16 protein-coding genes are annotated in these 17,734 nt (G+C 61.8%); 8 read left to right on the top strand and 8 right to left on the bottom strand.

Features of this window, described 5'->3' with window-relative positions; genetic code table 11:
- Positions 1 to 30: 30 nt before the first annotated feature.
- Together HJB82_RS01360 and HJB82_RS01355 are read right to left on the bottom strand one after the other, a co-directional pair.
- Positions 31 to 1,407 (bottom strand): aspartate aminotransferase family protein, encoded by a 1,377-nt coding sequence (locus tag HJB82_RS01360; protein ID WP_221139427.1) that lies wholly within the window; start codon positions 1,405 to 1,407, stop codon positions 31 to 33.
- Between the two features lie 13 nt (positions 1,408 to 1,420).
- Positions 1,421 to 2,254: a GNAT family N-acetyltransferase gene (locus HJB82_RS01355; RefSeq protein ID WP_221139426.1), complete on the bottom strand. Its 834-nt coding sequence runs from the start codon at positions 2,252 to 2,254 to the stop codon at positions 1,421 to 1,423.
- A gap of 395 nt (positions 2,255 to 2,649) precedes the next feature.
- Between HJB82_RS01355 and HJB82_RS01350 the strand changes: the two genes are divergently transcribed.
- A complete protein-coding gene (locus HJB82_RS01350; RefSeq protein ID WP_221139425.1) occupies positions 2,650 to 3,318 on the top strand; it encodes a haloacid dehalogenase type II in 669 nt (222 codons plus the stop codon).
- Positions 3,319 to 3,762: 444 nt separating this feature from the next.
- Here HJB82_RS01350 and HJB82_RS01345 read toward each other — a convergent pair whose 3' ends face one another.
- The 3 genes from HJB82_RS01345 to HJB82_RS01335 form a co-directional block, all read right to left on the bottom strand.
- Positions 3,763 to 5,220 (bottom strand): NAD-dependent succinate-semialdehyde dehydrogenase, encoded by a 1,458-nt coding sequence (locus HJB82_RS01345; RefSeq protein ID WP_221139424.1) that lies wholly within the window; start codon positions 5,218 to 5,220, stop codon positions 3,763 to 3,765.
- 278 nt (positions 5,221 to 5,498) lie between these two features.
- Positions 5,499 to 6,953: an aldehyde dehydrogenase family protein gene (locus tag HJB82_RS01340; RefSeq protein WP_221139423.1), complete on the bottom strand. Its 1,455-nt coding sequence runs from the start codon at positions 6,951 to 6,953 to the stop codon at positions 5,499 to 5,501.
- A 126-nt stretch (positions 6,954 to 7,079) separates the two neighbouring features.
- Positions 7,080 to 8,357, bottom strand: coding sequence for an FAD-binding oxidoreductase (locus HJB82_RS01335; RefSeq protein WP_221114943.1), 1,278 nt, complete (start codon positions 8,355 to 8,357; stop codon positions 7,080 to 7,082).
- A gap of 528 nt (positions 8,358 to 8,885) precedes the next feature.
- Between HJB82_RS01335 and HJB82_RS01330 the strand changes: the two genes are divergently transcribed.
- Positions 8,886 to 9,455: a cupin domain-containing protein gene (locus tag HJB82_RS01330; RefSeq protein ID WP_259673894.1), complete on the top strand. Its 570-nt coding sequence runs from the start codon at positions 8,886 to 8,888 to the stop codon at positions 9,453 to 9,455.
- Positions 9,456 to 9,577: 122 nt separating this feature from the next.
- Here the strand turns inward: HJB82_RS01330 and HJB82_RS01325 are convergent, their stop codons facing one another.
- The 3 genes from HJB82_RS01325 to argE are packed head-to-tail and all read right to left on the bottom strand — an operon-like array spanning position 9,578 to position 12,015.
- Complete coding sequence (locus HJB82_RS01325) at positions 9,578 to 9,934, bottom strand: cupin domain-containing protein (RefSeq protein WP_221131377.1); 357 nt, start codon at positions 9,932 to 9,934, stop codon at positions 9,578 to 9,580.
- 14 nt (positions 9,935 to 9,948) lie between these two features.
- Positions 9,949 to 10,872: a glyoxylate/hydroxypyruvate reductase A gene (locus HJB82_RS01320; protein ID WP_221139422.1), complete on the bottom strand. Its 924-nt coding sequence runs from the start codon at positions 10,870 to 10,872 to the stop codon at positions 9,949 to 9,951.
- 15 nt (positions 10,873 to 10,887) lie between these two features.
- Positions 10,888 to 12,015: an acetylornithine deacetylase gene (gene argE, locus HJB82_RS01315; protein ID WP_221131375.1), complete on the bottom strand. Its 1,128-nt coding sequence runs from the start codon at positions 12,013 to 12,015 to the stop codon at positions 10,888 to 10,890.
- Positions 12,016 to 12,257: 242 nt separating this feature from the next.
- Here argE and HJB82_RS01310 point away from each other — a divergent pair, with 242 nt between their 5' ends.
- The 6 genes from HJB82_RS01310 (at position 12,258) to HJB82_RS01285 (ending at position 17,734) form a co-directional block, all read left to right on the top strand.
- Positions 12,258 to 13,133, top strand: a complete 876-nt coding sequence (locus HJB82_RS01310) for a GNAT family N-acetyltransferase (protein ID WP_221131374.1) — start codon at positions 12,258 to 12,260, stop codon at positions 13,131 to 13,133.
- Positions 13,134 to 13,458: 325 nt separating this feature from the next.
- Positions 13,459 to 14,910, top strand: coding sequence for an NADP-dependent succinate-semialdehyde dehydrogenase (gene gabD / locus HJB82_RS01305; protein ID WP_207584941.1), 1,452 nt, complete (start codon positions 13,459 to 13,461; stop codon positions 14,908 to 14,910).
- Positions 14,911 to 15,161: 251 nt separating this feature from the next.
- Positions 15,162 to 15,428 (top strand): acylphosphatase, encoded by a 267-nt coding sequence (locus HJB82_RS01300; RefSeq protein WP_221114938.1) that lies wholly within the window; start codon positions 15,162 to 15,164, stop codon positions 15,426 to 15,428.
- A gap of 151 nt (positions 15,429 to 15,579) precedes the next feature.
- A complete protein-coding gene (locus HJB82_RS01295) occupies positions 15,580 to 16,233 on the top strand; it encodes a Rieske 2Fe-2S domain-containing protein (RefSeq protein ID WP_207584943.1) in 654 nt (217 codons plus the stop codon).
- Positions 16,230 to 17,075: an aromatic ring-hydroxylating dioxygenase subunit alpha gene (locus HJB82_RS01290; RefSeq protein WP_207584944.1), complete on the top strand. Its 846-nt coding sequence runs from the start codon at positions 16,230 to 16,232 to the stop codon at positions 17,073 to 17,075. Before HJB82_RS01295 ends, HJB82_RS01290 begins: the two co-directional genes overlap by 4 nt.
- Positions 17,072 to 17,734, top strand: a complete 663-nt coding sequence (locus tag HJB82_RS01285) for a glutathione S-transferase family protein (protein WP_221139421.1) — start codon at positions 17,072 to 17,074, stop codon at positions 17,732 to 17,734. Before HJB82_RS01290 ends, HJB82_RS01285 begins: the two co-directional genes overlap by 4 nt.

The raw sequence follows: 17,734 nt of genomic DNA, 5'->3' as shown, positions 1-17,734 counted from the left end.
CAGGGATCACGGAAACGGCTGCCTGCCCGCTCAGCCCTTCAGGGCCGCGCGTACATCGGGGTCAGCCAGGGTGTCGTCCAAGGTTTTGCGCGTGCGCTCGATGATCGCGTCGATGTCGGCGTCGGTGCAACAGAGCGGCGGCGCATAACCGAGGACGCCGTTGCCAAAGGCACGGATGACCAGGCCGTTTTCCCAGGCGCGGTCGAAGATCCGGCGCGCCGGATCGGCGGCTGCCGGCAACGGCGTCTTCTTCTCCTTGTCGATCACCAGTTCGATGGCGGCGAGCATGCCGCGGCCGCGCACATCGCCGACGAGCGGATGGTCCTTGAGGCCTTCAAGCCCCTGCATCAGCCTTGCGCCGGCCTTCCGGCCGTTCGCCAGGAGACCGGTTTCATAAAGGTTCAGCACTTCGAGGCCGACGGCGGCGCTGACGGGGTGGGCCGAATAGGTATAGCCGTGACCGACGGCCGCGCCACCAGCGCCATCCGCAATGGTTTGGTAGACGTGGTCGGCCATGAAGACCGCCCCCATCGGCACATAGCCGGAGGTCAGACCCTTTGCCGTGGTGATGAAGTCCGGAACGATCTCGTCCTCCTCGCATGCAAAGAGTGGGCCGGTGCGGCCGAAAGCGGTGATCACTTCGTCGGCGACAAAGAGGATGCCGAGCTCGCTGCAAAGCGCGCGCATCGCCTTCATCCAGCCCTTCGGCGGCACCAGCACGCCGCCCGAACCCTGGATGGGTTCGGCATAAAAGGCGGCGACGCGTTCGGGACCGATCTCTTCGACCTTGCGACGCAGGGCTGCGAGGGAGGAGTTGATGATCGCCTGCGGGTCCTGGCCGACGGGGTTGCGATAGGCGTAGTGGGAGGGAATTTTATGCTGCCAGTCGAAGGGAATGCCGAAGCCGGCGTGGAACAGTGGAAGTGCCGTCAGCCCTGCCCCGACAGTCGAAGAACCGTGATAACCTTGCTCAAGGGAGATGAACTGGTCGCGCTGCGGCTGCCCGCGGGCGATCCAGTAATAGCGGATGAAACGGATCGTGCTGTCGACGGCATCGGATCCGCCCAGGGTGAAGTAGACATGGTTGAGGTCGCCTGGAGCCCGTTCGGCCAATGCCGCGGCAAGCCGGATCGCCGGTTCCGAGCCGAGACCGAAATAGGTTGTCGCATAGGGCAGGTCGCGCATCTGCCGCGTTGCTGCCTCGACGATCGATTCATGGCCGTAACCGGCATTGACGCACCACAGGCCGGCAAAGCCGTCGACCAGCTGCTTGCCGGAAGCATCGGTCACCGTCGCGCCTTTGGCGGAAGCGAGCACACGCACGCCGAGCTTTTCATGATTGCGGTAGGAGGCGACCGGATGCACGAGATGGGCGCGGTCGAGTTCGACAAGGGAATTGCTGTACATCATACTCTCCGGATCAGCCGAGCGCCTGGTTGGCGAGGGCGAAGATGGTGGCGACGGAATCGGCGTCTGGAATCGATGGCTTCATCATGGCGATGCCGCCACCGACATGGGCGAAGCCCTGTTCGACCAGCCAGTCGGACAGGCCGGCGGCGGCGGTGGTATCGACCCTGAGAAACACGCCGGGCCGCCGGGCGATGAAATGAGCGACGAGCGCTTTGGCGTCCTCCAGGTTCCGGGCAACGACGGGGCCGATGACCTCGCCCCGGCCGAAGGTGCGGATGACCGCAAAACCGGTGACGCCTCCGCTACGGCGGACGACGGCAAATTCCCCGACCTTGGCGAGATATGCGATCAGATCGGCGCGATCGGCGCCGAAGGCCTGTCGATCGAGTTCGGTGATCGCGGGAGAATCGGCAATGGCGGCGGCTGACGTCGCCATCGGCGCGGCGAGTTCTGCTGCGATGCCTTGGTGCTGCAGAATGCGGCCGGTCTGGCGGAAGCCGAGCTTCTCATAGAGCGGAAGGCCGTCGGCGGTCGCAACAAGCCGGAGCGGGCGTTTGCCGGCAAGCTCTATTGCGGCATCCATCAGCCTGCGGCCAAGCCCGCGGCCGCGCATGGCTTCATCGACGATGACCATGTTGATCGTGGCGCACTCTTGCTTGTAGGGGGTCATGAGCACGGTGCCGACCACCCGGTCGTTCTCGATCGCCACAACGCCTTCGCTCAAGGCAAGCGCCATCTGCCAATCCTCAGGGCGATGGGGCCAGCCTGCCTGCCGCGACAGGTTGAGAGCGGCACCCAGGTGTTCGGTGCCGAAAGCGGCGAAATCGATCTGGCTTGTCTGCATGACACTTCCTTCATTTCCTGGGTGGAAGTGTGAAGGAGTGCGGGTTGGCTAATCGTCTGAAGGCTACGCTCTGAGCGGTATCTTATCGTTTTCCCTTTGTCGCCCGCCGCATCTTATGCTGGCATGTAGGCTCCACGGGGCGGATCTCGCGCAAAATTCGCTGCACTCGCCGCAACGAGCCGGTCAAAACAGTGGGATATAGCATGGGTGACGTAGTCAATCGTCCGCCGCCCTTCCGCGCCCGCCAGCCGGCGGGGGTCCGCAACCATCTGCCAAAGCCACCTTTCGATACGAAATAATCTGCTTCGTTAGCCGCCACATTCAGGCGAGCCGAGGGGCGGGCCGCGTCTATCATGGGTTCAAATGCCCCGGTCCACTCTCCAAAGGATATGCCCATGACCCTGTCGCGTCCGAAATACATCACCTTCGACTGCTACGGTACGCTGACCAACTTCCAGATGGCGGAAGCGGCACACGACCTTTACCGCGACCAGCTCGATGAACCCCGCATGGCCGAGTTCATCCGGAATTTCGCCGCCTATCGCCTCGACGAGGTCCTGGGCGACTGGAAACCCTATGCCGAGGTCGTTCACAATTCGATCGAGCGCAGTTGCAAGCGCAACGGCGTCAAGTTCAACGACGAAGATGCCCGCACGGTCTATGAGCGGGTGCCGACTTGGGGGCCGCATGCGGATGTGCCGGCGGGTCTTGCGAAGGTTGCCAAGGAGATCCCGCTGGTGATCCTGTCGAACGCGATGAATTCGCAGATCATGTCGAACGTCGAAAAGCTCGGTGCGCCCTTCCATGCGGTCTACACGGCCGAACAGGCGCAGGCCTACAAGCCGCGCCTGCAGGCCTTTGAATACCTGTTCGACATGCTCTGCTGCGCCCCCGAAGATGTCGTCCATTGCTCCTCCTCGTTCCGTTACGATCATATGTCGGCTAACGATATCGGCATCAAGAACAAGGTGTGGGTGAACCGCGGCCACGAGCCCGCCAACCCGTTCTATGGTTACGTCGAGATCGCCGACATCTCCGGCCTCCCCGGTGTTTTCGGTCTCTAAAGCCAACGAAGGAAAGCGCGGGCGGCTTTTCCGCCCGCGCTTTCTTTAAGTGCGGCCGTGCTCGCCGGCCCGCAAGGCAATTCGCTGCCGTATCGTCATGAAGTCGTGGTACCGGTGCTGGCAAGGTCGAGTATTGATCGCCGCCGGCGGCGCCTAATCCGCATCGGCAGTTTCGCCTTCGCATCGCGGTCGTTGATGGCACCCAGCGGCAGTGCCGCAACGAACACCCGCAAAATGGTTCCCCTCTCCTTGCCACTAAGCCTGCGTCACTATCTCGAGCGAGGGTCTCCCTCCCCGACCAGGCGAACTCCCAGAGATGCTGCTGCCGGATCGATCGCAACGGAAGGACTGCCAATACGCGTGTGCCGGTTGGCTCTGAAGCAAAAAATGTGGCGCCCGCGCGTGCGCCACATTGCTGGTTCTCATCTCATAATCGCTTCAGGTTCAGCTCAGCCCACCAATGTGGAAGCTCTTCATTTCGAGATATTCCTCGATGCCAACCTGGGCTCCCTCCCGGCCGAGGCCAGACTGCTTGACGCCGCCGAAAGGGGCGACTTCGGTCGAGATCGCGCCGGTGTTGAGCCCGATCATGCCGAATTCGAGCGCTTCGCCGACGCGCCAGGAGCGCTTCAGGTTTTCGGTGTAGAGGTAGGCGGCAAGGCCGAAGGGTGTGCCGTTGGCGATTGTGATCGCTTCGTCTTCCGTCTCGAAGCGGAAGAGCGGTGCAACCGGGCCGAAGGTCTCTTCGCTGGCAAGCAGCATGTCGGTTGTCGCCTCCGTCAGCACCATCGGCGCGGCGTATTGCCTGCCTTCCGCCACCGTGCTGCCCCGTGCGGCGATCTTGGCGCCTTTGGCCAGAGCGTCGTCGACATGGCGGTTGATCTTCTCGATCGCCGCAGCGTTGATCATCGGGCCGATGACATTGCCCGGCTCCGTACCGGGGCCGACCTTCATGGCGTTGACGCTGGCGCCGAGTTTCTCGGCAAAGGCATCATACACGCCGGCCTGTACCAAGATGCGGTTGGCGCAGACGCAGGTCTGGCCGCCGTTGCGGAACTTGGACAGGATTGCGCCTTCGACCGCGAGATCGAGATCGGCATCATCGAAGACGATGAACGGCGCATTGCCGCCGAGTTCGAGGGAGAGCCGCTTGACGCTGTCGGCGGCGCCGCGCATCAGAAGCGAGCCGATCCGAGTCGAGCCGGTGAAGGAGATTTTCCGCACCGTCGCGTTTGCCATGAACTCGTTGCCGATCTCAGTCGGCATGCCGGTGACGATATTGATCACCCCTGCCGGAATGCCGGCGCGCTCGGCAAGGATACCCATGGCGAGCGCCGAATAGGGGGTGAATTCCGAAGGCTTGATGACAACCGTGCAGCCGGCCGCCAAGGCGGGCGCCACCTTTCGGGTGATCATCGCGATCGGAAAATTCCACGGGGTGACGATCGCGCAGACGCCGACCGCTTCCTTGAGGACGATGATGCGGCGATCCGGTGTTGGCGAGGGAATGGTGTGGCCGCCGATGCGGCGGGCTTCTTCGGCAAACCATTTGACGAAGGAGGCACCGTAACGGACCTCGGCGCGAGATTCATCGACAGGCTTGCCCTGCTCGAGCGTGATGAGCAGCGCAAGATCCTGGAGATTTTCGATCATCAGCGCATACCAACGCTCGAGCAGAACCGCACGCTCGGCATGCGTCCTCTTCTTCCATAGGGTGAAAGCGGCCTGGGCCGCGCCGATCGCCGCGCGGGTCTCGGCGGTTCCCATATCCGGGACAGTGCCAAGGCGTGCCTGGGTGGCCGGATTGACGACGCTCACCGTCTTGCCCGACGCTGCCCTCGACCAGATCCCGTCGATCAGGCCGGCCTGCTGAAAAAGGTCTTTGTCTTTCAACTCAAGCATATCGTTTCCTCTCGGACCATTGGTCGTCGGCTGCAAGAGCCACCGTGATGAATGAATTTCGTCCCGTGCCGCCATCGCAGCCCTCGACGTGTTCCCGGGCTGAGCTTAGCGAAACAGGGCAAGCAGCATGCATCGACTGCGGGTGCCAGAGCGGTGGAAAATAACGTTTTGCGCGAGGCGACAGTCAGATTCGGTTGTTGCCTTGACGCTTCGGCTGATGGCCTTCAAAGGTCGGGAGGACGTGCAGAAGGAGCCATCGGCCAGCGTTGACGGATGCCCTAGAAGTATCCGAGGATGGATTTGACTTCGAGGTATTCGAGCATGCCCTCAATGCCGAATTCGCGTCCATTTCCAGATTGTTTGAAGCCGCCAAAAGGCGCGTGTGGATCCCAGGCCGGATAGTTGAGATGCACTTGTCCGCAGCGGATCTGTGAGGCGACGTCCTTGACGATGTCTATATTCTTGCCCTGCACATGCGCAGCCAGGCCGTAGACGGTATGGTTGGCGATGGCGATGGCTTCGTCCACCGTGTCGTAGGGAATAAGGCAGAGGACCGGGCCGAAGATTTCCTCCTGGGCGATGCGCATGTCTGTGCGCACGTCCGAGAAAACCGTCGGTTTAACGTAGAACCCGGCATTCAGACCGGCTGGGCGACCCTCTCCGCCGGCAACGAGCGTCGCGCCTTCCGCAATCCCGACGCCGATCATGGTCTGGATCCGATCGAACTGGGCGCGGTTGGCGATCGCACCGTGCGTGGTGGCGTTTGAACGGGGATCACCGACGACGATCTCATCTGCGGCCCCCTTGGCAAGCGACTCGATCTCGGAGAGCTGCGTGCACGGCACAATCATCCGCGTCGGCGCGCTGCATGATTGGCCGAGATTGCGGAAAGCAGCCGCTATGCCTAAGGAAACGGCTCGATCGAGATCGGCGTCCGGCAGGACCACGTTCGGTGACTTGCCGCCAAGCTCCTGCGCGACGCGCTTGACAGTCGGCGCGGCTGCCTGAGCCACTGCGATACCGGCACGGGTTGAGCCGGTAATGGAAATCATGTCGACATCGGGATGCGACGCGAGGACCGAACCGACGGACGGGCCGTCACCATTGACGAGGTTGAAGACGCCGGAGGGGAAGCCGGCGTCCTCGATCGCCTCAGCAAACAGCAGCGCGTTGAGGGGAGAAAGCTCGCTGGGCTTCAGCACGACAGTACAGCCTGCGGCGAGTGCCGGCGAAACTTTGGCAGTGATCTGGTAGAGCGGCCAGTTCCATGGCGTGATCAGTGCGCAGACACCGATCGGTTCGTGGGTGATGGCGGTGTGGCCGCGCTGCTTGACGAAGGGGAAGGCTTCCAGGACCTCGCGAGCGACCTTGACATGGGCGACCGCCAGCGGCACCTGCGCGGTGCGCGAATATCCGATCGCCGCGCCCATTTCGAGGCTCAGGCACTGCGCAAACAGTTCGCTACGGGCTTCGAGCAGCGCCTGCAGGCGCTCAAGCAGGCCCGCGCGGTATTCCGGTTTGGTGCGGCTCCAGGTGGCGAAGGCCCGTCGGGCGGCGGAAACAGCCGCATCGACATCCTCGGCGTTTCCGAGCGCAAAGTGGGTCACCACCTCTTCCGTGGCAGGGTTGACCACGACGCCCTTGGCGGTGCCCTTGGGTTCGAGCCATCGACCGTCGATGAAGAACTTGTCCAGACGACCGTTGCGGGACAGGTGTTCGAGAGGCGTGATCATCTTACAAGGTCCTTCATGCGGCAATTGCGCGGAGGATCGGCAGGGACCAGGGGTGGCCGTCCATGACGTCGTCGGCCGTCCCCAGGTGAGGCCGTCTAGCCGCGACCGGGGCGGCGCCAGGATCGGTCAGGGCAGCAGGTCCTTCATGCGGTAATAGGTGCCGACGATCGGCAGGAACCACGGATTCCCGGTATGCATCGGAACGGCGGGCCAGGCGAAGCCGTCGAGTGGATTGGCGTCTTTGCGCCCCATCGCCATATTCGCCAGGGCGTTACCCATGAAGGTCGACAACTGGGCTCCGTGGCCGGAATAGCCCATGCTGTAAATCACACCCTCGGCGCTGCCCGCGCGGGGATAACGGTCTTGCGTGCAACCGACGAGGCCGCCCCAGCAATAGTCGATCTCGACGTCGGCAAGCTGCGGAAACATGCCGAGCATCTGCTGGCGCAGAAGCTGGCCAGAGCTGACGTCGGTTTTCTGGTTCGACACAGTCGAAAATCTTGCCCTCCCCCCGAACAGCATGCGGTTGTCGGGCGTCAGGCGGAAATAGTTGGCGATGTTGAGCGAGTTGGTGAAGTTGCGGTTGCCCGGAACCGTCGCGGCGACCTCCTGCGGCGTGAGCGGGCGCGTCGCAATGATGAAGGAAGCGATCGGCATGAGCCTCCGGCGGAAATAGTTAAAGACGCTTGGCGTATAGGCATCGGTCGCCAGGATGACCTGGCGCGCAGTAAGCGAGCCGGTCGGTGTGGTTAGCCGCCATCCATTCGGCACGCGTTCGCGGCCGGTGACCGGGTTTCGCTCCCAGATCGCAGCACCATGGCGACGGGCCGCCTGCGCCACGCCGTTGGCGTAGCGTCCCATGTGCATCATGGCGGATTTCGGATAGAGAATCCCACCATGGAAGGCATCCGATAGCACCTCCTTGCGGAGGTCCTCACGCGTGAGCCATTCGGCTGACGGGTCGACCTCGCGACGGATTTCGTCTGACATCGCCTGCAGCTTGCCGACATGAGAGGGCTTCGAGGCAAGCTTGAGCTTGCCGCCCCTGCGGAAATCGCAGGCGATCTTTTCTTCCTCGATGATCCGTTCGATCATGTCGATCGAGTCATCATAGGCTCGCCACAAGCGCCGCGCCCGGTCTTCTCCGAGATGCTGCCTGGCGGCACTGAAGCTTGCGAAATGACCGCTGTTAAGGTGCCCTCCATTGCGGCCGGAGGCACCATACCCGACGTGCTCGGCTTCCAACAGAGCGACCTTCACACCGGATTGCGCCAGTGTGCGCGCGGCGTTGAGCCCCGTGAAGCCGGCGCCGATCACTGCAACCTCGAAATCTCCCGAGACGGGGTCGACGATGCCTCCTGCGAATGGGATTGAGGTGTCATGCCAGTAGGAAGCAAATTTCATTGGCGCATGCCCTTATGCTCGTCTGATCCGAATGCCTGAAGTATATGCCTGCTTGCGCTGGAGAGGTGCGGCGCAGGCGGCCTTGTTTCGCAACAATTGCCTGTGTTGGGGGCAGCAAACCACAGGATATTCTGTTTATGCGCCAACTCCGCAGCCCACCCCTTGAAGCCACAGATTAGGATCTACGCAGAATTCGGTCCCGAGGTGCTTCCAGGAGTAGACCATGTCCGATGATGCTCTGCTGTTGCCGAAGTGCTGCTGCATCGGGCCGACTCCAAAGGACTGGGAACGAGCCTGGCCTGGCCTGATAAATCGGCTTGCGGCCCGTCGGCACCAGCACCAGACCTATGAATGTCGCACCAAATTGGGAGTCAGACGATGACCGGTAAGACCATCCTCCTCTTCGAGGCGAAAAGCGGATCTGCTCCGGAAGGCCAGCGACGCACCTTAGGGCCAGACGACATATTCGGAGCCGGCCGCAATATCGTCTGGAGCGCTTCGGGCGGGGTTTCCGCCGGATCCGTGCATTTGAACGGAAAGACCTCGATCGCCAGCTTTCCCCATACGGAATCCCTGGTTGTCGTGGCAGGGCGACTTGTCCTGCATTCGGGCGGCTCAACATTTGATCTCACATCCGGCGACAGCGTGGTCATCGGCCGGGGCAGCGACATCACGGCGGAAGCGGAAAAAGGCACCCGCTGGATCTTCTGTGCGACGACCGCGGCAACATTGAGCACGCAAGGCGTCGTTGCGATCGATAGGCAGGTTGCACTTGCCCCCTCCCCGCCGCCTCCGGCGCAGTTCGTGGAGGGGGACACACCTCAGTGCAGTCACTTCAGGGCATTTTCCGACGAGGCGGTCGGCTTTCGAACAGGTGTCTGGGCGACGACGCCACACGTCCGGCTGTCGCGCCCTCATCCCGTCCATGAATTGATGTACATCCTGGAGGGGCAGGCTGATGTGACCGATGGAGACGGTACGAAAACGTCAGTCGAGGCGGGAGACGCGATCTTCGTCGGTCGCGGGACGATCAACCGCCTATCGATCCACGGCAACCTCAAGAAGATCTTCGCCATCGTCGAAGGCCTGGAGATTTAACCGGATCAGCGGCCTCGTCTGCGGATAGGACGCCGAATGTTGAGGCTTACCCTTCTGCCGGCCTTCGGTGCTTCTATGCGGCAGGCGCGCCCTTCTTTCGGGCGAGCGCCGTTGGCAGTCGCTCAGTCGTAAACGCAGACGTAGATCTTGCGCATGGTCTCGATGGTACGCCAGACGCCGACAAAACCGGGCTTCATCACGAAGCTATCGCCGGCACGGTAAGTCTTCGTCTCGCCGTCTTTTTCGTCGATTTCAACGACACCGGAAATGATGTGACAGAACTCGTAGACCGTGCCCTTGATGGAATGGTGCTCGCCGGGCGTCGCTTCCCAAATGCCGGTCAGCACCTTCTCGCCTTTTGAGGCATCTTGCGCCCAGGTCTTGTAGGCGGGATTGCCTGAAATCAGCCGTTCTGCGTCCGGCAAGGCCTGTTTGGGGGTGAAATTTGGATCGATATCGATAGTCAGAAGAAGCGACATGTCATTTTCCTCGTTTAATAACCGCGTGTCCGATCGACCAGGCCGATCAGCTTTTCGCCGGCGCGGTGGCGCCGAATATTTTCAGTGACCGATTGCGCTGCCGTTTCCGGTTGCGTGACGGAGGCGATGTGCGGCGTAATCGCTACTTTCGGATGTTGCCAGAGTGGATGTTCTGCCGGCAGCGGCTCGGGATCGGTGACATCGAGAATCGCCGCGGCAAGACGGCCGCTATCGAGAGCCTCGATCAAAGCCGCGTGGTCAAGGTGCGGCCCGCGGCCCACATGCAACAGCCGTGCGCCGCCCGGCAGCTGTGCGAAGAGCTCGGCATTGAGGATGCCGCGCGTCTCGTCGGTCAGCGGCAGCAGACAGACCAGGACGTCGGTCTTCGCCAAAAAGTCGGCCAGTCCATCCGTGCCATGATGGCAGGTGACGCCGTCGATTTGCTTCTTGCTTCGGCTCCATGCTGCGAGTGGAAATCGGAAGGGCTTCAAGCGTTCGATCGCCGCCTGCGCCAGGATGCCGAGGCCCAGGAAACCTATTCGGCGCTGTGCGGCCTGCGGCGCGGCGAGCGTCTGCCAGACAGACTGTCGCTGCAGCTCCCGGTAAGCGAGCATCTCCCGGTGGAGCGTCAGGACGCCGAGAGTGACGTATTCCTGCATCATCCGGATAATGCCGTCCTCGACCATGCGGACGACCGCTACGTGGTCCGGTAGGCTGTCTTGTTTGAGCTGATCGACGCCGGCGCCGATGCAAAACAAAACTTCCAAATTGCGGTAACGCGAGATATCGCTGGGGATCGTCCATGTCAGAAGATACCGCACCCTTTGCGGATCCACCGGCTGGCCCTGCCCGACGAACTCCAGATCCGGCAGTTCGCGCGCAAAAATCTCATGGAAGATCGCACCGCGTGTGGCATCGGAGTTGAAGAGAAACGCCATGAAAATCGCCTTCTTTCAGCCTTCGGCAAGATGGGCGCCGAGTTCTTCGATCATCGTCTGGCATGCTGCGAGTTCGCCAAGCTCGATGTATTCGTCAGGGCGGTGTGCGCGACCAATATCCCCAGGACCGCAGATGATGGAATCGATGCCAGCCTGCTGGTAGAGCCCGGCCTCCGTGCCATAGCTTACGGCGGCAAGCGGCTCCTGCCCCGTCAATTTCATCAGCAGCGCTGCGAGGTCGCTGCCTGCGGGGAGCGCCAGTCCGGGGTAAGCGCTCAGCTCGTGCCAGCCCACCTCGAAACCCTGGACTTTGAGAGCAGCGAGCCTCGCCCTTACCGGCTCCAGCAGAGATGACGGGGAGATACCGGGCACAGCGCGGGCCTCGATATCGGCGGTGCAGCGATCCGGGATGATATTGACCGCCTGGCCGCCGGTAATGACACCAACCTGCAATGACGAGTAGGGAGGCGCGAAATCATCGTGGAACGGACCGTTCGTCAGGGACTTGCCGTATTCCGCAACCTCGGTGATCAGATTGGCCATGGCATGAATGGCGTTTAGTCCGAGATCCGGACGGGAAGAATGCCCCGAGCGCCCGATCACCTCGAGGCGGACAGCTGCTTTGCCTTTGTGCGCCCGGACGGCCTGCATCCGGCTCGGCTCACCGATGATTGCGCCCAGCGGGGCATTGCACAGGTTTGGCAGCTCAGCGATGAGATGCGGTACGCCGCGGCTGCCTGCCTCCTCGTCATAGGAGAAGGCAAGGTGAATTGGCCGCCGCAGGTTCATGGCGGCAAGCTTCGGCAATGCGGCCAAGGCGCAGGCGAGAAAGCCTTTCATGTCGCTGGTGCCACGTCCGAAAAGTCTGTCCCCCTCAGCGCGCAGAACGAAAGGATCCGAACTCCATTCCCGTTCGCCGGCCGGCACGACATCCATGTGCCCGGACAGAATGTAACCCTGGCCTTCGCGCGGTCCGGCGGTCGCGAAAAGGTTGTACCGGTCACCTTCCGGGCCGAGATGGACTGTCACATCGGCTCCCGCCTTCCGGCAATAGTCACGTATCCAGTCGGTAATCGCGCCATTCGGCGTGCCGACAACGGAGGGGAATGCGATCAACCTTGCGAGAATTTCTTTGACGTCCATGGGAGTGACCAAGTTGCCTTCAGAGTGGTCTAGATGTTACCTAGCCTAAGCGCAGGGATGCGTTTTACCTGCTGAGTAGGGCTTCGGTTCAGCTGAAGATTTCGAATTGTTGCGATGAACAAGCCAATCCTGCCGGCCTTGGTGTGCAATATTGTGACTTGGTTGCAATCGGCGCATGATCAAAGACACTGTCTACCTCCAGTGGAGCTTGGTGATCCGGCGAACGGAGCGGATATCCGAAAATGCAAAAATCAGTGCGCCTGAAATCATTCGAATTGATCGCGCAGGATATAAACAGTGTCGATGTCAGCCTGCTTCACGCGCTGTCGATCGGCGTCGGCTGGCCGCACCGGCCCAAAGACTGGGATCTCCTGCGGCGCGCTGGGCTTGGCATCGTTGCGGTCGATGGCATAGGACGCGTCTTCGGAAGTGCGATGTGGTTTCCGCATGGCGATGATTTCGCCACGATCGGGCTGGTGATCACCTCGCCTCGCACGCAGGCGCAAGGGACCGGGCGATGGCTCATGGACCAAGTGTTCGAGCAGTGCGGCGACCGCAATCTGAGCTTGAATTCGACCCATGCAGCTTACAGACTTTATGTTTCGCTCGATTTCACCAAGGAAGCGATTGTCTATCAGTACCAGGGAGATGTCGGACCGAAGCTTCCTCCCCTGCCGGAGCTGAATGGGCAGTTGAGCGAACCGTCCAGCGATAAAATCGAGGAGATCAACGCTCTCGATACGCGAGCCTTCGGCACCGATCGCGGCAAGTTGATCGCTTTGCTCGCTGAGGGGGCGTCCATTTGCACACTCCGGCGAGGCGACGAAATCGTCGGCTATTCCATGTGTCGCGAGTTCGGGCGTGGCCATGTGATTGGTCCGATCGTGGCAAGCAATGATCAGGACGCGATCAATCTTGCCGCCGTGCATCTCAAGGATTTGGCAGGCGGGTTCGCACGTGTTGATACCCGAGAGAAAGGCCTGTTCGCCGAGTTCCTTCAACAGAGCCGGCTCGCCGTCTCCGATACCGTTACGACCATGTCAAAGGGGCGTAATTTCTTAAATAGGCAGAGCGGCGAACCGGCGGTTTATGGTTTGGCCGGCCATGCGCTAAGCTAGTGTAATGGACTGGCGAAATCTAATTTTACGCTGATGGATTACCTTCTCCCCCGTACTGACGGGCAGAAGGGACGTGCCCTACAAGACCCTGGTGACGGAGAGGCTGCGGCATTCGCCCCGTTTACGGGGGTCCGAAGGACGGGTCGAGACCCGTGGCTCGACCCCGGTCGGTGGCGGCAGCCGGATGGGCAGTTGTCCGCGATCGCGTGCCTGAGGTGTCGAGCGCATTCCCGCAAAATTGTGTGGTGGATTGCACAAACACGAAAAGAGATAGAGCATCCCCGCGACTCGAAGAAACAGAAATGGTCTATCTGAGGAGACAGTCATGGAATTGAAGGACGCAACTTTGTTTCGGCAGGCCGCATTGGTCGGCGGCGATTGGATCGAGGCCGGGGACAATGCGATCGCCGTGGATAATCCCGCGACCGGCGAGATCATCGGCCGCGTTCCCAATCTGGGGGCTGCGGAAACCAAGGCGGCGATTGCCGCAGCCGAGATTGCGCAGAAGGAATGGGCAGCCCGCACCGCCAAGGAACGGTCGGTGATCCTGCGGCGCTGGTTCCAGCTGATGATGGACAATCAGGACGATCTCGGCCGCATCCTGACATCAGAACAGGGCAAGCCGCTTGCTGAGGCCAAGGGCGAGATCGCCTATGGCGCGAGTTTCATCGAATGGTTTGCCGAGGAGGCGCGGCGTGTCTACGGCGACATCGTTCCCGGCCATCAGAAGGACAAGCGCATTCTGGTGATGAAGCAGCCGATCGGTGTCGTTGCCGCCATCACCCCGTGGAATTTCCCGAATGCGATGATCACCCGCAAGGCGGGGCCGGCCTTTGCCGCCGGCTGCGCCATGGTGTTGAAGCCGGCCTCGCAGACGCCCTTTTCGGCAATTGCCATTGCCATCCTTGCCGAGCGCGCCGGCTTCCCCAAAGGCCTGTTCAGCGTCTTGACCGGCTCGGCGCGCGCCATCGGTGGCGAGATGACCGCAAGCCCCGTCGTACGCAAGCTGACCTTCACCGGCTCGACCGAAGTCGGCACCGAGCTTTACAGGCAGAGCGCCGCGACCATCAAGAAGCTTGGGCTGGAACTCGGCGGCAACGCCCCCTTCATCGTCTTCGACGATGCCGATCTCGATGCGGCCGTGGAAGGTGCTTTGATCGCCAAGTTCCGCAACAACGGCCAGACCTGCGTCTGCGCCAACCGCCTCTATGTGCAGGAGGGTGTCTATGACGCCTTTGCCGAGAAGTTGTCGAAGGCCGTCGGAGCGCTGAAGACCGGCAACGGCTTCGACGAGGGCATCAATCTCGGCCCGCTGATCGACGAGGCAGCACTTGCCAAGGTCGAAGAGCATGTCGCCGATGCGCTTTCCAAGGGCGGCCGGGTCATTGCCGGCGGGCATCGCCATCGGCTCGGCGGGCGCTTCTATGAGGCGACGGTGCTGGCCGACGTCGCCGCTGGCATGGCTGTGGCGAAGGAAGAGACGTTCGGACCGGTGGCTCCACTCTTCCGCTTCAAGGACGAAGGCGATGTGATCGCCCAGGCCAACGACACCGAGTTCGGTCTCGCCTCCTATTTCTACGCCAAGGATCTCGCCCGGGTCTTCCGGGTCGCCGAAGCGCTGGAATACGGCATGGTCGGCGTCAATACCGGGCTGATCTCGACGGCCGAAGCCCCCTTCGGCGGCGTCAAGCTCTCCGGCCTCGGCCGCGAAGGCTCGAAATACGGCATCGAGGAATTCACCGAAATCAAATATGTCTGCCTCGGCGGCATCGCCTGAGGCCAAAACAAGGCCCAAGACAAGCATAGCCCATCCACGATTTCTGTTCTTTTCGAGAAACGGCCGTCATGGCTATGGGCTTGCCGTCGAGGCGGCGTCATCGACCTGTCGGCTCACCACGGTGCAAGCTGAGCATCGTGGAGGGTCACCGGCCTTTTGCAGAGCAAACTCCGACGGCGTATCCTCGATTCGATGATGACCCTTTCGCAAGTTCATCCAGGCGCTATGGTGCAGGAAAAGCAAGGGCGAGCATGGGACAAGATACAAGCCACCTTCAGGAGCGGATGACGATTGTCGGTGATCTCGAGGCTGCGTCCTTTGTCCCCTGGATCCGGCGCCATGCCGCCAAGCTCGGGCTCTCGCACAGCATATCTCATACAAGTTCGATGCGGATCGAACTCGAGCTTTCAGGACCGGAGGATTTGATCGACATGATGGAGGTGGGGTGCTCGCTGGGGCCAATCGACGTATGGGTCGAGAGCATAGAACGCACGGCGATCATCGGAGAAACGGCCTGACACCAAATGCGGTTTTTTGCGATGTGCATATTATTTAATCAATATTGCCAATGCGAAATAACTATGCAAACGTGAGGCCTTGAGCGCAACTGCCTTGAGGCCAAGGTGGAGCGTGCTCTACAAAACATAGTATGGTTCAGGAAGTCTAGTCATGCCATCCGATACGACCGGCTTTTGGACGCCAGTCGCCCTTTCCCGGGATCTGCCGGCCGCAACCGTCATGCCGGCCCGGACGGCATCTGGATCGATAGCCCTCTGGCGCAGCGCTTTGGGGCGTATATCGGCATCGGCGGATCGCTGTCCGCACCGCGGCATGCGTTTGTCCCATGGCTTCGTGCGCGGCGAGGCACTTTCCTGCATCTATCACGGCTGGAGCTATGGTCAGGCCGGAAACTGTCTGCGCATTCCCGCCCATCCGGGGCTGGCGCCGCCGGAAACCATCCGTGTCGCCACCCATGACGTCGAGGAAGCGGGCAGCGTGATCTGGGTGGCGGTCGGCACGCCCACTTCGAAGCCGCCGAGGCTTGACGGCCTCATGCCCCTGCGCTCGCTGACGGCGTTTGCCGGCACTGCCGCGATCGAGGCGGCAGCCGGCGTGAAGGCGAACCCTGACGGTCTTATCGAGATCGACGCATCCACGGGCAGCTTCTGTCTGCTATTATCCGCTCAGGAAGATGGGCAGACGCTGATCCATGTGCTGCTGAAGGGTGACGTCGGCCCCGCCGTCGCCATCGGCGCTTCGCGGGCCGCCGAAGGCCTGCGCCGCCGGGCTGAAGGTCTTCAGAAAAAGGAGATCGCGCGGTGAGGATGCAGGCGATGATCGACGAATGGTATCCGGTCGGGCTTTTCAGTCAGCTTGAGAGCCCCGGTCGCAGGACGGCGTTGATGGGCGAGCCGATCGAAGTGGCGAGCGACGCCGATGGCAATGCGCGGGTAACGGCCGGCGACGGCCGTGTTCTGCCGGTGCGCGTACGTTACGGCCATGTTTGGTCTTCCCTCGGCGAGCCGAAGAAGGATATTTTCCCGATCCCCGAGGCCGACCAGCCCGGCCGCCGTTTCGTCGACGTCGGCGTGGTGCGGGTACGCTGCTCGCCCCTGCGCGCCGTCGAGAACTTCCTCGACATTGCCCATTTCCCCTTCGTCCACACCGACATTCTCGGTGCAGAGCCGCACACGGAGGTTCAGAACTACAAGGTCGAGATCCGCGAGGAGGAAGACGAAGTCTGGGCAACGCAGGTGAAGTTTTACCAGCCGCAGGCCTCCAAGTCGGCAAGCGGCGGGATCACCACGGAGTATATGTACCGCGTGCCGGCACCGACCTGTTCCGTGCTCTACAAGACCTGCCCGCCGCGCCCGAGCGAATGGGATGTCATCACGCTCTTCGTGCAGCCGCTGGCCGAGGACCTGTGCGACGTCTGGCCGTGGATGGCGCTCTTCGACGACGAAACTGCGATGACCGACCTCATCCACTTCCAGCAGACGATCTTCCTGCAAGACCGTTCGATCCTCGAAAACCAGATCCCGCGGCTCCTGCCGCTTGATCCCGGTATGGAAATCCCGACGCGGGCCGATCTGACATCGATCGCTTACCGGCGTTGGCTCAAGCGTCACAATTATACTTACGGCGCACAGCTGGTGGCGCAATGAGGCTCTACGACTACATTCTTTCCCCCAGCTGCTACAAGGTGCGCCTGATGGCGGCGCTGACCGGCGTGAAGCTGGAACTTCGTCCGGTGGATTTCCATCCCGGCGCCGAGCATCGCGGCCCCGAGCTTCTCACCCTCAATCCGGCAGGCTCCATTCCGATCCTGGAGGATGGTGATCTGATCCTGACCGAGTCGTCGGCGATTCTCGTCTATCTCGCCGCCAAGGCAGCACCCGAATGGCTTGGTAATGGCGCGGCGCGGGAAGCGGCCCAGGTGCAGCAATGGCTGTCGTTCTCCGGCCGGCTGACGGCAAACCTCGGCGGCGCGCGACTTCATGAGATGCTGCTGCGGCCGGGCGATATCGGCGCGCTGCAGGCCCAGGGTATCGCCGCACTTCGCGAGCTCGAGGCCGGGCTCGTCGAGCAGGGTCTTCGCGGCGTGCGCTTTCTTGCCGCCGACCGGCCGACAATTGCCGACATCGCCTGCTTTCCCTATGTGGCGCTGGCGCCCGATGGGGGCGTGACGCTGGATGCTTATCCCGCCATCCGGCTCTGGTCGCGGGCGCTGCGAGCCCTCGACAAGTTTATCGAAATGCCGGGTATTCACCGGCTGCACGAATTGAAGCCCGAACCTCATATCGAAGAACCGGGCGAGGCGTGA

The sequence above is a fragment of the Rhizobium sp. NZLR10 genome (assembly GCF_019685125.1).
GTDB lineage: Bacteria > Pseudomonadota > Alphaproteobacteria > Rhizobiales > Rhizobiaceae > Rhizobium.
The sequence above is the reverse complement of the archived record's forward strand: the minus strand, read 5'-3'. Positions and strand labels throughout refer to the sequence as shown.

Excerpts from the sequence above, each read along its gene's own strand:
- HJB82_RS01345 (WP_221139424.1), bottom strand. The coding sequence starts at position 5,220 with ATGCTTGAGTTGAAAGACAAAGACCTTTTTCAGCAGGCCGGCCTGATC.
- gabD (WP_207584941.1), top strand. The coding sequence starts at position 13,459 with ATGGAATTGAAGGACGCAACTTTGTTTCGGCAGGCCGCATTGGTCGGC.
- HJB82_RS01360 (WP_221139427.1), bottom strand. The coding sequence starts at position 1,407 with ATGTACAGCAATTCCCTTGTCGAACTCGACCGCGCCCATCTCGTGCAT.
- HJB82_RS01325 (WP_221131377.1), bottom strand. The coding sequence starts at position 9,934 with ATGTCGCTTCTTCTGACTATCGATATCGATCCAAATTTCACCCCCAAA.
- HJB82_RS01320 (WP_221139422.1), bottom strand. The coding sequence starts at position 10,872 with ATGGCGTTTCTCTTCAACTCCGATGCCACACGCGGTGCGATCTTCCAT.
- HJB82_RS01350 (WP_221139425.1), top strand. The coding sequence starts at position 2,650 with ATGACCCTGTCGCGTCCGAAATACATCACCTTCGACTGCTACGGTACG.
- HJB82_RS01340 (WP_221139423.1), bottom strand. The coding sequence starts at position 6,953 with ATGATCACGCCTCTCGAACACCTGTCCCGCAACGGTCGTCTGGACAAG.
- HJB82_RS01285 (WP_221139421.1), top strand. The coding sequence starts at position 17,072 with ATGAGGCTCTACGACTACATTCTTTCCCCCAGCTGCTACAAGGTGCGC.
- HJB82_RS01300 (WP_221114938.1), top strand. The coding sequence starts at position 15,162 with ATGGGACAAGATACAAGCCACCTTCAGGAGCGGATGACGATTGTCGGT.
- HJB82_RS01355 (WP_221139426.1), bottom strand. The coding sequence starts at position 2,254 with ATGCAGACAAGCCAGATCGATTTCGCCGCTTTCGGCACCGAACACCTG.
- argE (WP_221131375.1), bottom strand. The coding sequence starts at position 12,015 with ATGGACGTCAAAGAAATTCTCGCAAGGTTGATCGCATTCCCCTCCGTT.
- HJB82_RS01335 (WP_221114943.1), bottom strand. The coding sequence starts at position 8,357 with ATGAAATTTGCTTCCTACTGGCATGACACCTCAATCCCATTCGCAGGA.
- HJB82_RS01295 (WP_207584943.1), top strand. The coding sequence starts at position 15,580 with ATGCCATCCGATACGACCGGCTTTTGGACGCCAGTCGCCCTTTCCCGG.
- HJB82_RS01310 (WP_221131374.1), top strand. The coding sequence starts at position 12,258 with ATGCAAAAATCAGTGCGCCTGAAATCATTCGAATTGATCGCGCAGGAT.